Origin of the sequence: Neogemmobacter tilapiae (genome assembly GCF_014652215.1) — a bacterium.
Lineage (GTDB): Bacteria > Pseudomonadota > Alphaproteobacteria > Rhodobacterales > Rhodobacteraceae > Neogemmobacter > Neogemmobacter tilapiae.
Genome location: NZ_BMYJ01000002.1, coordinates 362416 through 380768, shown reverse-complemented (window position 1 = coordinate 380768; position 18353 = coordinate 362416). Strand labels below are relative to the sequence as shown.

Annotated in this window: 16 protein-coding genes; 2 read left to right on the top strand and 14 right to left on the bottom strand. The window is 61.3% G+C overall.

Annotated features, from left to right (window positions below; all coding sequences use genetic code 11):
• Positions 1–54: 54 nt before the first annotated feature.
• The 6 genes from IE095_RS04955 to IE095_RS04930 form a co-directional block, all read right to left on the bottom strand.
• A complete protein-coding gene (locus IE095_RS04955; protein ID WP_189410503.1) occupies positions 55–1167 on the bottom strand; it encodes a hypothetical protein in 1113 nt (370 codons plus the stop codon).
• 20 nt (positions 1168–1187) lie between these two features.
• Positions 1188–3035: a DUF4422 domain-containing protein gene (locus IE095_RS04950; protein ID WP_189410502.1), complete on the bottom strand. Its 1848-nt coding sequence runs from the start codon at positions 3033–3035 to the stop codon at positions 1188–1190.
• Between the two features lie 17 nt (positions 3036–3052).
• Positions 3053–3994, bottom strand: coding sequence for an NAD-dependent epimerase/dehydratase family protein (locus IE095_RS04945; RefSeq protein WP_189410501.1), 942 nt, complete (start codon positions 3992–3994; stop codon positions 3053–3055).
• A 1-nt stretch (position 3995) separates the two neighbouring features.
• Positions 3996–5162 carry an NAD-dependent epimerase/dehydratase family protein gene (locus IE095_RS04940; protein ID WP_189410500.1) on the bottom strand — a complete coding sequence of 389 codons (1167 nt, stop codon included), beginning with the start codon at positions 5160–5162 and terminating at the stop codon, positions 3996–3998.
• Between the two features lie 116 nt (positions 5163–5278).
• Positions 5279–6232 (bottom strand): glycosyltransferase, encoded by a 954-nt coding sequence (locus IE095_RS04935; protein WP_229804511.1) that lies wholly within the window; start codon positions 6230–6232, stop codon positions 5279–5281.
• The gene (locus IE095_RS04930) at positions 6229–7383 is read right to left on the bottom strand and encodes a UDP-galactopyranose/dTDP-fucopyranose mutase family protein (protein WP_189410499.1); all 1155 of its coding nucleotides are present in this window, start codon (positions 7381–7383) and stop codon (positions 6229–6231) included. The genes IE095_RS04935 and IE095_RS04930 overlap by 4 nt, the downstream gene beginning before the upstream one ends.
• Before the next feature lie 109 nt (positions 7384–7492).
• Between IE095_RS04930 and IE095_RS04925 the strand changes: the two genes are divergently transcribed.
• Together IE095_RS04925 and IE095_RS04920 are read left to right on the top strand one after the other, a co-directional pair.
• Positions 7493–8320, top strand: coding sequence for an inositol monophosphatase family protein (locus IE095_RS04925; RefSeq protein ID WP_189410498.1), 828 nt, complete (start codon positions 7493–7495; stop codon positions 8318–8320).
• Positions 8321–8408: 88 nt separating this feature from the next.
• The gene (locus IE095_RS04920) at positions 8409–9401 is read left to right on the top strand and encodes an MDR family oxidoreductase (protein ID WP_189410497.1); all 993 of its coding nucleotides are present in this window, start codon (positions 8409–8411) and stop codon (positions 9399–9401) included.
• A 136-nt stretch (positions 9402–9537) separates the two neighbouring features.
• Here the strand turns inward: IE095_RS04920 and IE095_RS04915 are convergent, their stop codons facing one another.
• The 8 genes from IE095_RS04915 to urtA all read right to left on the bottom strand — a co-directional run bounded on the left by IE095_RS04915 (position 9538) and on the right by urtA (position 18305).
• Positions 9538–9960 carry a c-type cytochrome gene (locus IE095_RS04915; protein WP_189410496.1) on the bottom strand — a complete coding sequence of 141 codons (423 nt, stop codon included), beginning with the start codon at positions 9958–9960 and terminating at the stop codon, positions 9538–9540.
• Positions 9961–10005: 45 nt separating this feature from the next.
• On the bottom strand, positions 10006–11151 hold the full coding sequence (locus IE095_RS04910) for a fumarylacetoacetate hydrolase family protein (RefSeq protein WP_189410495.1): 1146 nt from the start codon (positions 11149–11151) through the stop codon (positions 10006–10008).
• Positions 11144–12052 carry an SMP-30/gluconolactonase/LRE family protein gene (locus IE095_RS04905; RefSeq protein WP_229804510.1) on the bottom strand — a complete coding sequence of 303 codons (909 nt, stop codon included), beginning with the start codon at positions 12050–12052 and terminating at the stop codon, positions 11144–11146. Before IE095_RS04905 ends, IE095_RS04910 begins: the two co-directional genes overlap by 8 nt.
• A 99-nt stretch (positions 12053–12151) precedes the next feature.
• Complete coding sequence (gene urtE / locus IE095_RS04900; protein WP_229804509.1) at positions 12152–12850, bottom strand: urea ABC transporter ATP-binding subunit UrtE; 699 nt, start codon at positions 12848–12850, stop codon at positions 12152–12154.
• A complete protein-coding gene (gene urtD / locus IE095_RS04895; protein WP_189410494.1) occupies positions 12847–13590 on the bottom strand; it encodes an urea ABC transporter ATP-binding protein UrtD in 744 nt (247 codons plus the stop codon). Before urtD ends, urtE begins: the two co-directional genes overlap by 4 nt.
• Entirely contained in the window at positions 13587–14819 is a 1233-nt protein-coding gene (urtC, locus tag IE095_RS04890; protein WP_189410493.1) for an urea ABC transporter permease subunit UrtC, read from the bottom strand. The genes urtD and urtC overlap by 4 nt, the downstream gene beginning before the upstream one ends.
• Before the next feature lie 187 nt (positions 14820–15006).
• A complete protein-coding gene (gene urtB / locus IE095_RS04885; RefSeq protein ID WP_189410492.1) occupies positions 15007–16953 on the bottom strand; it encodes an urea ABC transporter permease subunit UrtB in 1947 nt (648 codons plus the stop codon).
• 56 nt (positions 16954–17009) lie between these two features.
• A complete protein-coding gene (urtA, locus tag IE095_RS04880; RefSeq protein ID WP_189410491.1) occupies positions 17010–18305 on the bottom strand; it encodes an urea ABC transporter substrate-binding protein in 1296 nt (431 codons plus the stop codon).
• Positions 18306–18353: the final 48 nt, after the last annotated feature.

The following is an 18353-nucleotide window of genomic DNA, read 5'->3' as shown; positions in this document are numbered from 1 at the left end:
CCAGTTTTAAAGCCTTCGCTTGGCAATGGCCAGCCCAGAGGCCCCGGCCTGACCCTACGGTCGGTGGCCCCGTACCCAGGCGATGTCTTCCCCATCGTCTAGGTTTTGCAACAACCAATCCCGCAGCGCCGGCCAACTGGCCCTCGCCGCGTCCACATCCGACAATATGCCCATCTCCAGCATCCCGTCCAGATCGGGGAAGAACGGGGCTTTCCCCGCCATTTTCCCCAAAGCCACATGGACCTTATCGAACTCCTTCCGCATCAGATCGCGGTTGAAACGACCAAACATTTCAACCTCCCGATCCGCAGCCCTAGGCAACTCGGCCGGGGCCACATAGATCGCCCGAATGATCCGCCGTGACGCTTCGGCCGACAGTTCCATCCGCGCGGCCCGGCAGATCATGGAATAGGCTCTGGGAATCGACGCATTCGTATCTTCCAGCGGTGTCAAAAGCCCGGTGTTCGGCACATCCAAAAGGCGCACGATCTGCTCCACCGTGCCGCCCTCTTTTCGCACATCGGCCAAATTTCTCAGGTGAAAATCGGCTTTTGGCAACAGCTTACGCCAAGCCTCGATCAGCCGAACATAGTCGAAATGCACCCCCTGCAGATAGTCCAGCAAAGCCTCACCCCGCAGCGGCCCTGGCTTCTGTCCCACGCGCAGCCGTTGAATATCCCAGGAGGCCAGATGCAGGTCCGGTCGCCGCAGGTTCAGCACCACCCGCACTTCGTATTTTTCCAAACGCCAAGCCAACCGTTGCAAGCCCGTCGCCTCAGGCGTTCCAGCCAAGGCCGACAACACCTCGCCCGCGATCAAGACCTGCTTCGGCGCCAAAGCCTCCACCTGCCGCATCATGGTGTCCAGCATTGCCTTGCCACTGGGCAGATCGGGGTAATAGTCCGGGATCGTATGCCCGTCCTCTTCGTTCTTCAGTCGCAAAGCCAGCGCGTTATGGGGCTCATAGATGTTCAGGCTTCGCCGCCCATCATCCGCCTCGGCCCCATGCAGCAGCTCTTTCATATTCTGCGCCACGCTTTGTGGCTCGGTCGCGGGATAAAGCACCCCTTGCAGCGCCAAGGCCCGCCAATTCACCGCAAAGAACCGCTGCAAGGAACTGGATCCGGTCTTGAAATGCCCCGCATAGACGGTGATTTGCGTGCCCACGGCTGGCTCCTGATTGAATCCTAGGATTTCCGGAAAAACATTGTCCGATAGATTTTGTGCAAGGTTGGTCGCAGCGATGGATAGCGATCTGCCAATCGCCGCCCCCGCGCCGCAAATCCTGCCTTGCTAAAGATCGACAGCCGCAGATCCGGGTCAATGGCCGATCCCGGCCCCCCCACCGCCGCCGACAGGGTGCTCAGATAGAAGGGTGTCTTCATCAACGCCTGCCAGTAAAGCTGCCCGAAATCGACCTCCACCACCTCCCACGGCTTATAGGATTTGGCCGCGTAATGCACCACAAAGGGGGCCCGCTTTGCCGCCATCGCCTCATCAAAATTCGCCTTCGGCACATTCGTATAGGCAGCACTTCGGCTGTTGAAGACATTGTATTTCGCAGGCAACCGATAATAGCTGTCCTTGAAATAGCTATTCAGCAGATCCTGATCGCGGAACAGAAAACGCGATTTTTCGACCCGTGCCAGCAGATCCCGCCCCGTTGCCACCACATCCATCGCCGCAAAGTTGAACACCAGCAGGCCAGCATTGAAATAATGGCTGATTTGCGCATCCGATAGCCCCAGCACCTTGCGCTGATACTGATACAAATCCGGCACCTCCGGATCGACCGTGCTGACAGGCACCGTCAAAGTTCGCGTCATAATATGGTCCGTCACGCCGGCAATCTTGTTGTCCCCCATAGGCACGTCAAAGATTTCCGCCACATCCCCCGTCACGATCATATCGCTGTCGATATACAATAGCCGCTTCAGCGTCGGCAGCAGCTCAAACAGCAAAAAGCGGTTGTAAGTCGCATTCGACGGTGCCCGGGTCGAAGAACGATAGCTGTTCTCGAATGGGTTGCCGACATTGATCGCATGCAGTGTCGCGTTCCGATAGGGTCGGAAAAGGGATGCAAACACCTCCAGACGGGCCGGATCAATGTCGGAAAAAAGGTAAAAGAAATTATAGTGCCGGTCCGCACCCGCATGTTGCAGCACACTCGCCACCATCGCCGCTGCATGCGGCAGATAGGCATCGTCCGAGGAAAAGGCGATGTTCACCTGCTCCGCCCCGTTGAAACTGTCATCGGCGCAATAGGGAAAGACCAGCGTTTCCGACAGGTTCAGGATGTTCACTTCCCGCAGTTTCGTCTGCGGATGATCGGCCATGTATTTCCGCACGAAAACCGTGAACAGCCGTTCCGAGATGAACCCCAGATAGCGCGACTGATAGGCGTTATAGTGATCCCGCGCCACATCGGCCGCATCCAGACGGCCCAGCACGTCAAAGACAAAGGCGCAGTATTCGTCGACGATCTCGCGCCGCGCCAGAAACATGTTCGCCAGCCGCACATCGCAGTCCGACATCACCGCATTGTAATGCTCCAGATAGGCTGGGTGATGATCCCGGATGATCGCATCCACCACCGCCAGATCGTCGGGCCGATGCCGCGTCCGGTAATTGTCCCGCATGGTCAGACTCATCCGATGCAGTTTCGGCACCACCAGATCGACATCGCCATTGGCCGCCAGCCAACGCTCCGCCGCCGCCGCATAATCCGCCGTCCGCAAGGTTGCAGGCTTTTGCTCTGCCGCCTCGCCCGCAAACGTCCCGTCAAAATCTAGCAGACGACGGTAATGCATCAGGCCAATATGGCTGCTGTCCCGGTCGTTCTTCCAGGCCCAATACAGCGCCGTCAGCTCGCAATAGCGCCCATTCTTCGCGCTGATATTCTCGCCCGTATCATCGCCGATCATGCCCAGCAAAGGCTTGCCCGCCTTGGCCCGACCCACATGAATGGGGCGGATTGAGACGCTGTCGATCAATGTCGAAAACTTGTGATAGGCGGTATAGAGTGACGCTTTCATCGCGGCATTTCCCAAAATCAGGCGCCGGGCTTCCACAAATCCGCATGCGCATCAAACCATTCGATGGTCTTTTCCAGACCGGGGCGCAAAGTCACCTGCGCCGTGAATCCCAAATCCGCCGAGGCCTTATGCCCTTCGGCAAAATTTTCCGCCACCTCGCCCCGCCGCGCCGGATGTCGGATCAACTGACTGTCGTTCTTCCGCCGGATCGACAGCATTTCCGCCGCCAGATCGACAATCCGAACGCCGGTGTTCGTTGACAGGTGATAGGCATCCCCCGCCTTCGTGTCGCTTTCCAGTCCCAGGGTCAGCCCCCGCACCAGATCTTCGACATAGATGAAATCCCGCACCGGATCGCCATAGACGACCAGCGGCTCCCCCTTGTCAATCGCCACAAGATATTTGTTGAAAACCCCCTGCTTATGCGCCGACCAAGGCCCATAAACATTGGCGAAACGGCACATCAGCGTGTTCAGCCCGTAGGATTCCGCAAAGGCACACAGATAGCCCTCGCAGGCCAGCTTGCTGGCCCCATAGGGCGAAATCGGCCGGGGCACCGACTTTTCGTTCACCGGCGGCGCCGTATTGCCCATCAGGGCCCCGCCAGTTGATGAAAACACCAGTTTGCCCACGTCATTGGCCACCGCCGCCTTCAAGACGTTCAGCGTGCCAACGACGTTCACCTGAAAATTCGTATCCGGGTCTTCAATCGATTCCACCACCGAACCATAGGCCGCCAGATGGAAAATCGCCTCTTGGCCCTTGAATGCCGTCTTCAGCGCCTCGCCGTCGCGGATATCGGCGCGCACCACCCGCACGTCCAACCCGTCGAGATAGGCCGCACGCCCCCGGTCAAAGTTGTCCAGAATCGTGACGTCATACCCCTTGCCCAGCAAAAGCCGGACAAGGTTGGCCCCAACAAACCCGGCCCCGCCGGTGACAAGGACGGGTTTGGCCATGTTACTTTTTCACCCAGAGCGATTCGCAGGGAATGCGAGTCAGGTCAGCGCGATGCTTGTACTTTTCCGCGATTTCCTTGACCTCTTCCAACAGCCCCGCTTCCAGCTTGGTCGGGTTCAGGCCCAGTTTCAGGAAGTTGTCGTTCCGCACGATCAGATCGTTTTCCGCATCTTCCTTGCGCGGGTTGTCCATCGGCTTGATGGTGGCCCCCGTCAGTTCCGACACCAGTTTCGCCAGATCGCGCACCCGGTGCGTTTCGGTCACTTGGTTCATGATATGAACCTTGTTGCCCTTAGCGGGCGGGTTCGTCACGGCCAGTTCGATGCAGCGCACGGTATCCTTGATATGGATGAAGGCGCGGGTCTGCCCACCCGTGCCATGCACGGTCAGCGGATAACCCACCGCCGCCTGCATCAGGAAACGGTTCAGCACTGTGCCATAGTCGCCATCATAGTCAAAACGGTTGATCAGACGTTCATCGCGCTTGGTCTGATCGGTCTGCGTGCCCCAGACGATACCCTGATGCAGGTCGGTCACCCGCATCTGGTCGTTCTTGGCATAGTAGGCAAAGATGATCTGATCCAGCGACTTGGTCATGTGATAGATCGAGCCGGGGTTTGTCGGATACAGAATATCCTGATCCACCAAGCCCTTGTTCGGCACGTCCAGCTTTACCGGCAGATAGCCTTCCGGGATCGGCAGCCCAACCGAGGAATAACCGTAAACCCCCATCGTCCCCAGATGGACGACGTGGATATCCAGCCCCGATTCCACCACAGCGGCGCAGAGGTTGTTCGTGGCGCTGATGTTGTTGTCCACCGTGTAACGCTTGTGCCAGGACGATTTCATCGAATAGGGCGCGGCCCGCTGTTCGGCGAAATGCACCACCGCGTCGGGCTTTTCCTTCACCAGCAGCTGCACCAGCTCGGCATAGTCTTTCGACAGGTCCAGATTTTCAAAACCCAGCGTCTTGCCCGACACTTCTTTCCACGCCTTGATCCGCGTCTGGATCGGCGAGATCGGCGTCAGGCTTTCCACCGACAGCTCATTGTCGATGTCGCGGCGCGACAGATTGTCCACGATGATGATGTCGTGGCCCAGATCCGACAGGTGCAGCGCGGTCGGCCAGCCGCAGAAACCATCGCCACCAAGGATAAGAACTTTCATCTGTCCATCGCTCTTTTGTTAGGAACCCATGGGCCCTTTGGCCCCATATTTGGCTATGGGTGATAGTCAGTTTGCGCAGCAAAGGAAAGGGGGGACTCTCTACCGCCCCTAGCGCCTTACCCAGCGGCAAGCGCAAGAATTTGCGCATGGGGGCGGTGGCGCTGGCCCTTCCACGCATCCGACAGCGCCAGTTTCAGCAGACGACGATAGATCACCCGCTCCTCACCCTGCAAACGCCGCGCATTCCAGAACCATTTCGGCACCATCAGCGCCATCAACGGCCAGAACAGCACCGGCCCCGCCGCCAGCCGGTAAACGAACCAACGGTTGCGATGCAGGTAATAGGTCTTCCACAAAGGTCGCCAGATTTCGCCCGGTGCCGCCTGCGCACAATCATGGTCAAAGACCAGCGCCGGATCGAACAATGTCCTTCCGCCGCGTTTTGCCAAAGACAACGTATACAGAACATCATCGCCATAGATGAACAGCCGCCCATCCGGATAGCCCGCCAGCTCCACCGCCCGCCGCGACAGGAACAGCCCCACGAAAGACGCCCCGTCAATCGCGCTTTGCCCCGCCTCCGGCGCATAGGCCGCATCGCTGACGTGAAAGCCCCCCCGCCCCCCGGTCAGGGCCTTCCAGAACGATCGGGCCGAGGCAAACGGGTTCACCCAAGGCCGGTTCATCTCCACCAGCCCCCCCCCCGGATAAAACACCGCCCCTGCCACCGCGTCGGCCTCGGGCACCGCTGCCTTGAACCGCGCCAAAGTGCCCGCCCGTGGCCGCGCATCATCATCCATGATCACCAGCCAATCCGGATCAAAACGGTCCACCGCCGCTTTCATCCCGATCTCAAACCCCATCGCTCCGCCGCCATTTTCCTTTGGCTCGATCAGCGTCAGGCGAGGGTCATGCAAGGACCACAGCCATTCCCGGCTGCCATCATTCGACCCATTGTCCACCACCACCAGATGATCGACCGGCTCGGCCAGCAGCCGTTCGATGGTGATCTGCAACTGCGCCAGCCTGTTGTAGGTTACAACAACGGCGGCAAGGACCGGCTCGCTCACAATGGATTGACCGTAAACGCCGGCATCACCCCGCCCTCGGCAAAGGCCTTTTCCGCCAACCGCGCGCAGTCCAGCGCCTCGCGGATCGTCACATCCATATCCAGGTAACGATAGGTCGCCAGACGCCCGACAAAGGTCACCCCCTTCTCCCACTTCGCCCGTTCCACATAGCCGCCCAGCATCGCCTTTTCGTTCACCAGACGGATCGGATAATAGGGAATGTCATCCGGCCCGCATTCCCGGCTGAATTCGCGGTAAAGCACCGATTTCGCATGGCTTTCCCAGGGCGCGAAATGTTTGTGTTCCGTGATCCGCGTATAGGGCACCTCTTCATCCCCATAGTTCATCACTGCGCAGCCCTGATAATCCCCCTCATAGGTAAACCGCTCAAAATCCAGCGTCCGATAGCCCAGCCGCCCCAGTTCATAGTCAAACCAACCGTCCAACGGCCCCGAATAGAACACATGGTCATAGTCCTTTGCCTGATCGCGCGAAAACCGCGTATTCAGGCTGACCGTGATCCCCGGATGGTTCAGAATGCTTTCCACCATCGCGGTATAGCCATTCTGCGGCATCCCCTGATGCCGATGGTTGAAATAATTGTCGTCGTAATTGAACCGCAGCGGCAGCCGCTTCAGAATGCTCGCTGGCAATTCCGTCGGGTCACAGCCCCATTGCTTCAGCGTATAGCCCCGGAAAAACGCGTCATACAGATCCCGCCCCACAAAGCGCAGCGCCTGATCCTCGAACGTCTGCGGATCGGTGATGCTGGTATCGGCCTTGGTTTCAATAAACGCCTTCGCCTCATCCGGGCGCAGCGTTTCGCCAAAGAACTGGTTGATCGTATGCAGGTTCACCGGCAGCGAATAGACCCGCCCTTGCGAGGTGGTCTTCACCCGGTTCTTGAACGGCAGAAACACCTCATGCGCGTTCACATAGGCCCAGACTTCCTCATCATCCGTATGAAAGATATGCGGCCCATAGGCGTGAACATTCACCCCCGTCTCGGCGTCACGATACATATGGCAATTGCCTGCAATATGGTCGCGCGCATCGACGATATGGACCTTATGCCCCGCCTCGGCCAGATGCCGCCCGATGACCGCGCCCGAAAGCCCCGCCCCCACCATCAACAGCGATTTCTGCGCCATGTTCTGCCTCTTTTGCTTTCCTCGGGCGGTAAAGCGGCAGGGGGGTAAAGTCAATTCGGGGGTTGCATCCTGCTGCCGCCACGGCCAGCAAGAGGCGAAGGAGAATGCCATGCCATTTGACACGAACGACCGCGCCGAACTGATCCGCATCGCGCGGGCCGTCGCCAAGGCCGAAGTGATGCCCCGCTTTCGCAACCTGAATACAGCCGCCGTCGGCACCAAGAAAGACGCGCATGACATCGTGACCGAGGCCGATACCGCCGCCGAGGCCGCGCTGACCGCCGCCTTCCAAACCACCTTTCCGGGGCTTGATGTGCTGGGCGAAGAGGCAATTGCCGCCAACCCCGCCATCATCGAACGCCTCGATGCCCCCGGCACCACGATCATCATCGACCCGATCGACGGCACTTGGAACTATGCCGCAGGCCAGACCAATTTCGGCATGATCCTGTCTGTCGTGCAGGATGGCGTCACGCTGTTCGGCCTGCATCTCGACCCGGTGATGGATGACTGGATCTGGGCCGCCCCGGGCGAAGGCGCGCATTGGGCCCGCGAAGGGGCCACCCGCCCCATCCATGCCCGCGGCGAATTGCCCTTGAACCAGCGCATCGGCCTCATGTCACCCGCCCTTTTCCCCGCCGAAAAGCGCCCGCAACTGGTGACCACCGTGCTGGCCTATGGCCGCGCCCTGTCACCCCGTTGCGCCGCGCATGAATACCGCCTGATCGCCGAAGGCCATGCCGATTTCGCCCTTAGCGCCGTGCTGAACCCCTGGGACCACGCCGCCGGAACCCTGATCGTGGCCGAGGCGGGGGGCCATGCCGCCCTTCTCGATGGCCGCCCCTATTCCGTCCGCACCCGCCAGGGCGTGCTGCTGACGGCGGCGAACAAGGCGACTTGGGACGAGGCGGCAGAACGTCTGTCCTTTCTGATGTGACTTGCACCTGCGCCCCAGAACGCTAGCCTTCTAAAACCCCCTCCCCCCTGTGGGGAGGGTTGGGGTGGGGGGCAAAGGGAGGCCGATCATGTTCAAAGCACTGGTGATGGAACGCGACGGCGACGGCCCTGCCACCGCCCATATCCGCGAACTGGACGAGGCCCTTTTGCCACCCGGCGATGTCACCGTTGCCGTCGAATATTCCTCACTCAATTACAAAGACGCCCTCTGCCTCTCGCCCCATGGCGGCGGGCTGGTCAAAGCTTGGCCCCATATCCCCGGCATTGATCTGGCCGGCACCGTCGAGACCTCCACCGATCCCCGCTACAGACCCGGCGACAAGGTCGTCCTCACCGGTTGGCGCGTCGGCGAAATCCATTGGGGCGGCTATGCCACCCGTGCCCGCGTCAAGGCCGATTGGCTGGTGCCTCTGCCCGAGGGCCTTTCCACCCGCCAAGCCATGGCCGTGGGCACCGCAGGCCTCACCGCCGCCTTGGCCCTTCTGGCCCTTGAAGACCACGGCCTGACCCCGGAAAAGGGCGAATTGCTGATCACCGGGGCCGCAGGCGGTGTTGGTTCCGTCGCCACCGCCCTCGCCCATGCCGGGGGCTACCGCGTTGCCGCCGTCACCGGACGCCCCGAAACGGAACCCTATCTGCGCGATCTGGGGGCCACCCGCATCCTTCCCCGCGCCGATCTGGCCGAAACCGTCAAACGCCCGCTGGAGTCTGAGGCTTGGGCCGGATGCATCGACGCCGTCGGTGGCCCCATGCTGGCGCGCATCCTTGGCCAGTTGCAATACGGTGCCTCTGCCGCCGCCGTCGGCCTTGCAGGCGGGGCCTCACTCCCCACCTCCGTCATCCCCTTCCTTCTGCGCGGCGTGAACCTTCTGGGCATCGACAGCGTCACCCAACCCTTCCCCGCCCGCCAACGCGCTTGGACCCGCATCGCGCAAGACCTGCCGCTGGACAAACTGGAAAGCATGATCCTCCCCGCCACGCTGGCCGACCTGCCCGACCTGGGCCAAGCCATCCTCGCAGGGCAAGTGCAGGGCCGCGTTGTTGTGGATGTAAGGGGCTGATCGCCCGTTTGACCTGAGAGGAACAAAGGGCTGTGCGCGCCCATGGGGGCGGCGGGCACGGCCCGGCTGGTCGCCGGGCGGCGCTTGTGACTTCCGCCATCTGTCAAAGGCAGAAAAATGGACGCCACGCCGCCCTTTACTCCTGCAAACCCTGCACCACCTCGGCCAGTTGCACCAGCCGCAAGGGCGTCGGCGTCGCGATCCCGTCGCCGCCGTCAAACAGCACATTCGGCGAGTCCAGCAATTCGCTGAACTTCGGCATCACTCGCCCCCCGTCCCGCGCATCCTGATAGCCCCAGATCTGCGCCATCACCTGTGTCGCCTGAAACGCCCCGCCATTCCGCGCCGCGATTTTGGTCAGGTCTGCCGGTTTCTTCGCCAACCCCGCCGCCGCTGGACCATCGCCCTTGCCGCCCGCCCCATGACAAGCCGCGCAGTAATTGGCGAAATCCTCGGCCCCGCTGGGCACATCGGCCTTGTCCGCCGCCTTGTCGCCCTGACAGGCGGCAAGCCCCAGAAAAGCCAAGACAACAAAGGGTTTGCGAAAGAACGGCGTCATCCTGGCCTCACTGCTGGGTTTCCCCATGTAGGCCCGCCTGCAACCCTAAAGCAAGCCCCGCCCCGCCAGATTGCGCATCAAGGCCCCTGCCCCAAACACCCATTCCGGCGCTTCCGTCGAAAACCGCACCGTGTTGACCAAAGCCCCCAGCGCAGGCGTCGCAATCACCACCCGGTCGCCCAGATGATGCGTGAACCCCTGCCCCGGTCCGTCCCTGTCTTGCACTGGTGCAAACATCGTCCCGCAATACAGCATGAACCCATCGGGATATTGGTGATGCCGCCCCCAGGCCTGCGCCACAAGGTCCGCCGGATCTCGGCTGATCTCGGCCATGCTCGACCGACCGTCCAGCACAAAGCCGTCCGTCCCTTCCACCCGCAGCGTCAATTCCGCGCTTCGCACATCGTCCAGACTGAACGACGTATCAAACAGCCGCACAAAAGGCCCAATACTCGCCGCCGCATTGTTGTCTTTCGCCTTGCCCAACAACAGCGCCGAGCGCCCCTCGACGTCCCGCAGGTTCACATCATTGCCCAGCGCGGCCCCCACGATTTGGCCCTTCGACGACACCGCCAGAACCACCTCCGGCTCCGGGTTGTTCCACTGGCTAATCGGGTGCAGGCCGACGGAGGCCCCCCAGCCCACCGCCGCCATCGGCGGGGCTTTGGTGAACACTTCGGCATCCGGCCCGATGCCAACTTCCAGATACTGGCTCCACAAGCCTTCGGCCTTGAAAAGCCGCTTCACTTCCATGGCCTTTTCGCTGCCCGGCACCAAATGCCGCAGGTTATCGCCCAGAATCCCGCCCAGCTTTTCCCGTATCGCCAGCGCCCGGCTCGCATCGCCCGCCGCCCTTTCCTCAATCACCCGCTCGATCATCGACCGCGCAAAGGTCACCCCGCAGGCCTTCACCGCTTGCAGATCGCAGGGGGCGAGCAGATGCGTCACCTCGCCCACGGGCTCCACACTCGCCGCCGCAATATCCACCAGCGCGCCAAGGTCTTCCCCGGCAATCCCCGCCACGAAAGCCACAACATCCGCCTGTTCCAGCAAATCTCGCATCGTCGGCGCGGCTTTCGTCGTGATGTCCACCACCCGGCCCTGCCGCACGGTCACGACACAAGGCCCAACCCCCGCCCGCCAAACCCGGCCCACGAACAGCCCCTCAGCGGGCAATCCCAGATCAGCCATAATAGGAAACCCCCTGCGTGTTCAGATAGATCGACCGCAAGCTGGTCGTCGCACAAATAAACAGCCGGTTCCGCTTTGGCCCGCCGAAACAAACATTCGCCACCCCTTCGCCGGTCAGGATCTTGCCCAGCAAGGTGCCATCCGAGGCAAAGCAATGCACCCCATCCCCCGCGCTGGTCCAAAGGTTCCCCGCCCTATCCAGCCGGAACCCGTCAAAGAACCCGCAATCGCTTTCGCAGAACATCACGCCCCGCCCGACACCCTTACCATCCACCGGATAGGCATGGATCGCCCGCGCGCGCGAAGGGTCATGCGTCTGGCCGCTGTCGGCCACATAAAGCACGCTTTCATCTGGCGAAAAGGCCAGCCCATTCGGCTGCCCCAGATCGCCAATCACCAAATCCACCGTCCCATCCGGGTCGATCCGATAGACATTCGACGCGCCAATCTCACTGTCGGCCTTGTCGCCCTCGTAATCCGTGTCGATCCCATAAGACGGATCGCTGAACCAGACCGACCCATCCGACTTCACCACCACATCATTCGGGCTGTTCAGCCGCTTGCCCTGATAATGGCTCGCCAGAACCACTCGCCGCCCGTCATGTTCCACACGGGACACGCAACGCGCCAAATGTTCGCAACAGACCAGCCGCCCCTGACGGTCAATCGTATGGCCGTTCTGAAAACCCGCGGGCTGCTGGAAGGTGCTGACCCGCCCATCACTTTCGTCCCAGCGCAAAAGCCGGTCGTTCGGGATGTCGGAAAACACCAGATAGCGCCCCGCCGCATGATAGGCCGGACCTTCCGCCCAGCGCGCGCCCGTCCAAAGGGTTTCCATCCCCACATTCATCAGAATCAGCGCCGTGAACCGCCGATCCCGAATGTCATAAAGCTCTTCCATCGCGGCATCCCTCTTCCCCGCTTGCGATAAAGCAGAAACGGGCGGCACAGGACAACAGGCGATCTATATGTCAGACAAATTAATTTTGTCAGGATGCGCTCAGACCGAAACCTCGGCCCGCAGAATGTCGCGCGTCAGCTCCGCCTTGCTGCCCTGCATCGCCACAGAACCCCGCCGGAACACATAGAACTGGTCCGCCAACCCGTAAGCAAAATCAAAGAACTGCTCGACCAGAATGATCGCCATATCCCCCTTGCCCTTCAGATATTCGATCACCCGCCCGATCTGCTGAATGATGTTCGGCTGGATGCCTTCGGTCGGTTCGTCCAACAGCAGGACACGCGGCTTCATGATCATCGCCCGCGCAATCGCCAATTGCTGCTGTTGCCCGCCGGAAAGATCGCCGCCCCGCCGATGCGCCATGTCTTTCAGCACCGGGAACAGATCGAAAATCTCATCCGGGATCTTATGTTCTGCGCGCGGCAACAGGGCATAACCCGTTTCCAGATTTTCCCGCACCGTCAAAAGCGGAAAGATCATCCGCCCCTGCGGCACCACCGCCAAGCCCCGCCGCGCCATATCCTGCGCCCGCGCCCGGCCCACATCCTCGCCACCCAAGCGCACCAGCCCCCCCGAACGCGGATGGCTGCCCGCCAAGGCTTTCAGGAATGAGGTTTTCCCAACCCCATTCGTCCCCATGATGCAGGTCACCTCACCCGCCTTGGCGGCAAAGTCGATGCCATACAGAATCTGGCTTCCGCCATAGTGCAAAGTCAGCCCTTGGGTTTCCAGCATCATCCGCGCCCCAGATAAACATCAATCACTTGCGGGTTCGCCGTCACATGGTCCAGCGACCCTTCGGCCAGCACCGAACCTTCGTGCAGCACCGTCACCTTGCAGTTCAGGCGGCGCACGAACTCCATGTCATGCTCGACCACCACCACCGCCCGCGTTTTCGCCAGATCGACCAGCATCGCTGTCGTCTGTTCCCGCTCCGCCAAGGTCATCCCCGCCGCCGGTTCATCGACCAAAAGCAACCGAGGCTCCTGCGCCAGCAGCATCCCAATCTCCAGCCATTGCTTCTGCCCGTGGCTCAACTCCCCCGACTTTCGCGCCAACTGATCCGCCAGCCCCACTTGCGCCGCCAGTGCCTGCACGCGCGCCATATCCTCAACCTTCGGTTTCCAGAACAAAACCCGCCAAGGGCTGCGGTTGGCCTTCAAGGCCATCAGCAGGTTTTCCGTCACTGACTGATCTTCAAACACCGTCGGGCGCTGAAACTTGCGCCCCACCCCCGCCCGCGCAATCTGCGCCTCGGATAAGGACAGCAACGAAACCGACCGTTCCCCAAAGGTCACCGTCCCCGTATCGGGCCGGGTTTTCCCCGTCACGATGTCCATGAACGTGGTCTTCCCCGCCCCATTCGGCCCGATCACCGCCCGCAACTCGCCAATGCCGATGTTGAACGACAGGTTGTTGATCGCCCGGAACCCGTCAAAGGTCACCGACACGCCCGACACTTCCAAAAGCGCGCTCATGCCTCGGCCTCCTTTTCCATCAGCGACCCATCATCCGGCCCCAAAGCCGCGCCCTTCCGGTCCGGGCTGCGCCGCCCGCTGAACCGATCAAACAGCCCGCCAAAGCCCTTGGGCGCAAACAGTGTGACCGCCACAAAAGCCCCGCCCAGCAGCACCAGCCACCAATCCACCCAGTTCACCGTATAGAACCCTAGGGGGATCGACGGTGCCCGCCCGCCCGTGAACCAGCTGGACAGCAAGGACACAAAGGCCGCGCCAATCACCGCCCCATAAAGCCGCCCCCGCCCCCCAATCGCCACCCAGACCGCCAGATAGATCGAGGCGATGGGGGCCAGTTCCGCCGGGTTGATGATCCCCGCCTGCGGGTAGTACAGCACCCCCGCCAAGGCCGCGATAATCGCCGTCAGGGTGAACAGGAACAGCTTATAGCCTTCCACCGAATAGCCCAGAAACCGCACCCTCTGCTCATCATCCCGGATCGCCCGGATCACCGACCCGAACTTGCCCGAGACGACAAAGGACAGGGCGATATAGCCCAGGCCCAAGGCCAAAGCGCTGGCCCAGAAGAACCAGATCGACAGCTTGTCTTGGCCCACATCGCCCAACCCCGGAATGTTCTGCAAGCCCGACAGCCCGTTGTTGCCACGCAGCCCGCTGTCATTCTGGAACAGATACAACGACAGCGCCAAGGTCATCGCCTGCGTCAGGATCGACAGGTAAACCCCTGTCACCCGGCTCCGAAACGCCAGCCAGCCAAAGACCAGCGCCAGCAGGCCCGGCACCAGCACCGCCATCGCCATTTGCAGCGGGAAGGAATGTGCGAAACTCCAGATCAGCGGAAAATCCGACGACCCCACCACCCCGAAAATCTGCGTCGCAATGCCTTGGGTGATCTCCTCTGCCGTCGCGGGCAGCGGGCTTTGCGCCAAGGCCTGCACGACGATTTCTTCCGTCCGCGCATACATCAGCCACATGCCCGCCATATAGCCGCCCAGCGCGAAAAACGCCATGTGGCCCAAGGACAGAATGCCCGCATAACCCCAGATCAGATCCATCGCCAAGGCCACCAGACACAGGCACAACGTCTTGCCCAAGGTCTTGACGAACGAGGTAGAGATCAGCGGCGCGCCATAGGCCTCGGACATCAGCGTGATGGCCAGCGTGAACAGCGCCAGACAGGCGATAAAGATCAGCACAGAACGGTTCTGGGCAAGATAGGTCTTGGGCATCATTGGAACTTTCCGTTGGCCGGGGTTTGCGCTTGGGGCCAAAGACCCCCCACCCCATCCCTCCCCACAAGGGGGAGGGGGGCGCTATGAACATCTGTCACACTGGATGACGGGCGGAAGCCGGGGGCCCCCTCCCCCCCTGTGGGGGAGGATGGGAGGGGGGGCTGGGGGATCACTTCAAACATCCTCAATCCCCCGCCGCACGACCCTTGAGGGCAATGATGCCCCTAGGCCGGAACTGGATGAACAGGATGATGAACAGGATCATATAGGTCTGCGCCGCCAGCGTGTTCGACGGGTTCAACCACTCGATCACCTTTTGCAGCCCGCCGATCAGCGTGGCCCCCGCCAGCGTCCCCCAGATATTCCCCACACCGCCCACGACCACCGTCATGAAACTTTGCACGATATAATCATTGCCCAGTTCCGACGTGACCTTGGCAAACAGCCCAATCGCCACACCCGCGATCCCCGCAATCCCCGAACCAATCCCAAAGGTCAGCATGTTGATCCGGTCCGGGTTGATCCCCATGCTTGCCGCCATCCCCGGGTTCTGCGTCACGGCGCGGACTTGCAGCCCCAGCCGTGTCCGCTTCATCAGCCACAGGAAGAACCCAAGGAACACCATCGCCAGCACGAAAATCGCAATACGGATATAGCTGATCGACACCACATCATTCAGCACCCAAGCCCCATCCAGCCAAGCCGGGGCCGTCAAAGGCCGGGCCTGCGTGCCAAAGATATTCTTCGCCAGTTGCTGCAAGGCAATCGACACGCCAAAGGTTGCCAGCAAGGTCTCCAGCGGGCGTTTATAGAGGTGCCGGATGATCAGCCGCTCCATCGCTACCCCCGCCGCAAAGGTCACGGCAAAGGCCAAGGGCAGGGCGATCAGGATCGACAGCGTATAATTCGGCACGAACAACTGCACGACATAGCCGGTATAGGCCCCCATCATGATGAACTCACCATGCGCCATGTTGATTACCCGCATAACGCCGAAGGTGATCGCCAGACCAATTGCCGCAAGGAAATAGATCGACGCAAGCGAGATCGCATCCAGCGCCAGATCGGCGGCCTGCATCGCCCCAACCTTGGTGCCAATCCCCCCCAGCGCCGCCTGCGCTGCCGCCGTCACCGCCGGGTCCGCCTCGGCATAAACATCCACAAAGCGGTGCGCCTTGATCGCCGCATCCACTTCCGCCTCGGTCGCAGCCGCAGGCACCAGCCCCGCCTTTTCCAAGGCGTCATAGGCTTGGTCCCGCGCCCCCTGCGTCGCCAATTCGGCCAAGGCCACGCCTGCGACGGCCCCGTCCTTCAGGTTCGCCGCCAAAGCCGCCCGCTGATCCGCCAAGGTCAGCCGCGCGGGTGCCAGCCCCGCGCCCACCAGCAAATCATAAGCCTCATCCCGCGACAGATCGCGCCCGATGGTCAACTCTCGCGCCAGATTGGCCCCTTCAGGCAGTTCGCCCGCCAAGGCCTGCCGCTTGGTCGCCACCAGCGGGTTCAAAGCGCCCCGCACATCCAGCCCAAGGTCCGTACCAAACCCCTGAATGGCCGCGACCCGAGCTGCCGAATCCACGTCGAATTGCAATGTCAGCAGCCGCTCCAACCGCTGCTTCTGCGCCAGCAGCGCCGCGTCGTCCTCCCCCGCAATCGAACCCCGCAAGGGCCCCAAATGGTCGGCCGAAGGGTCCCGCGCGATGCTGTCCAGCGCCGCTTTGCGCGCGGCCATATCCGGGCCAGATAGGGTAAACTGCACAAGCGCCGTCGCAATCAACCCCCGCACCCCCGCGTTCGGCTTCAACTCCGTGATGTCCGCTTTTGCCGCCGTCCCCGCCGCTTTCCCCGTCAGATCGGTCAGCACAAATCCCTCGCCCTCTGCCGCCAAGATGAACAGCGCCCCATCGGCCTTCCGCAGACCCAGCCGCTTCCCCTCCCAAGCCTGCAAAATCTGCGCCGCCATCGGGTCGCCACTCGCCGCCAGTTCAGCAATGAACGGCCCAATCGTCTGGCGTGAAGGTTTTTCGATCAGCGCCCGATTGGCCTCGATCAGGGCGGCGGCCTCGCCTTCGGCGCGGGCAAGACCCGGCAAAAGCAAAAGCACCACCAGCAGGGTGCGCAGCAGCAATGTCATGGGGAATTCCGTTGTGGGAAAAGGGGGCGGACAGGCCGCCCCCTTTGGTCAAAGGATCAATAGTTCGACTTCAACTGCACGCAGGTCGAAGTTTCCTTGTTGTACATCCCGCAGTTCAGGTCTTTCCAATCGGCTTCCAGCACTGCCGATTCCGGCAGGAAATCGGTCCAAGCATCACCCGGCACCGGCTCGGTCTGGCTGATGATGTCAAACTGCCCATCCGCCCGGATTTCGCCAATCAGAACCGGCTTGGTCAGATGGTGGTTCGGCAGCATTTCCGATTCCCCACCCGTCAGGTTCGGGAATTTCTGCCCGATCATGGCCGCCGAAACTGCGTCTACCTCGGTCGTGCCGGCCGCCGTCACCGCGTTCACCCACATGTTGAACCCGATGTAATGCGCCTCCATCGGGTCATTCGTCACCCGCTTGTCGTCCTTGATGAACGCCTTCCACGCCGCGATGAACTCGGCATTCGCCGGGGTATCCGCCGACATGAAATAGTTCCACGCCGCCAGATGGCCCACCAGGTTGGACGTATCCAGACCCGAAAGCTCTTCCTCACCGACCGAGAAAGCCACCACAGGCAGCGTCTCCGCCGTCACGCCCGCCGCCGCCAGTTCTTTGTAGAAACCGATGTTCGCATCGCCGTTGATGGTGGAGATCACGCCGACCTTTTTACCATCCGCGCCCAAGGCCACCACATCGGCCACGATCTTCGACCAATCGCTGTGCCCGAACGGCGTATAGTTCACAAAGATATCTTCCTTGGCGATGCCTTTGGATTGCAGATAGCTTTCCAGAATGTTGTTCGTCGTGCGCGGATAGACATAGTCGGTGCCCAGCAGCGCGAATTTTTCCACGCCCAGCTCTTCCAGATAGTAGTCCACCGCCGGAATCGCCTGCTGGTTCGGCGCAGCCCCCGTGTAGAACACGTTTTTCGACGATTCCTCGCCCTCATACTGCACCGGATAGAACAGCAACCCGTTCAGCTCTTCGATGACCGGCAGCACCGACTTGCGCGACACAGACGTCCAGCAGCCGAACATCACATCGACCTTCGACACGGTCAGCAATTCCCGCGCCTTTTCCGCAAACAAAGGCCAGTCCGAGGCCGGATCGACCACCACCGCCTCCAGCTTTTTGCCCAAAACGCCGCCCTTGGCGTTCTGCGCCTCGATCAGCATCAGCATCGTGTCTTTCAGCGTCGTTTCCGAAATCGCCATCGTCCCCGACAGCGAATGCAGCACGCCCACTTTGATCGTCTCTTCCTGCGCAAAGACCGTGCCCGGCAGCGCCGTTACGGCAACCCCGGCGGCCCCACTGGCCAACAATGCGCGACGCGAAAGTTCCATCTGTCCATCCCCTGTTCGGGCCGTCTGAAGGCCTTCCCTTTTCCGGGC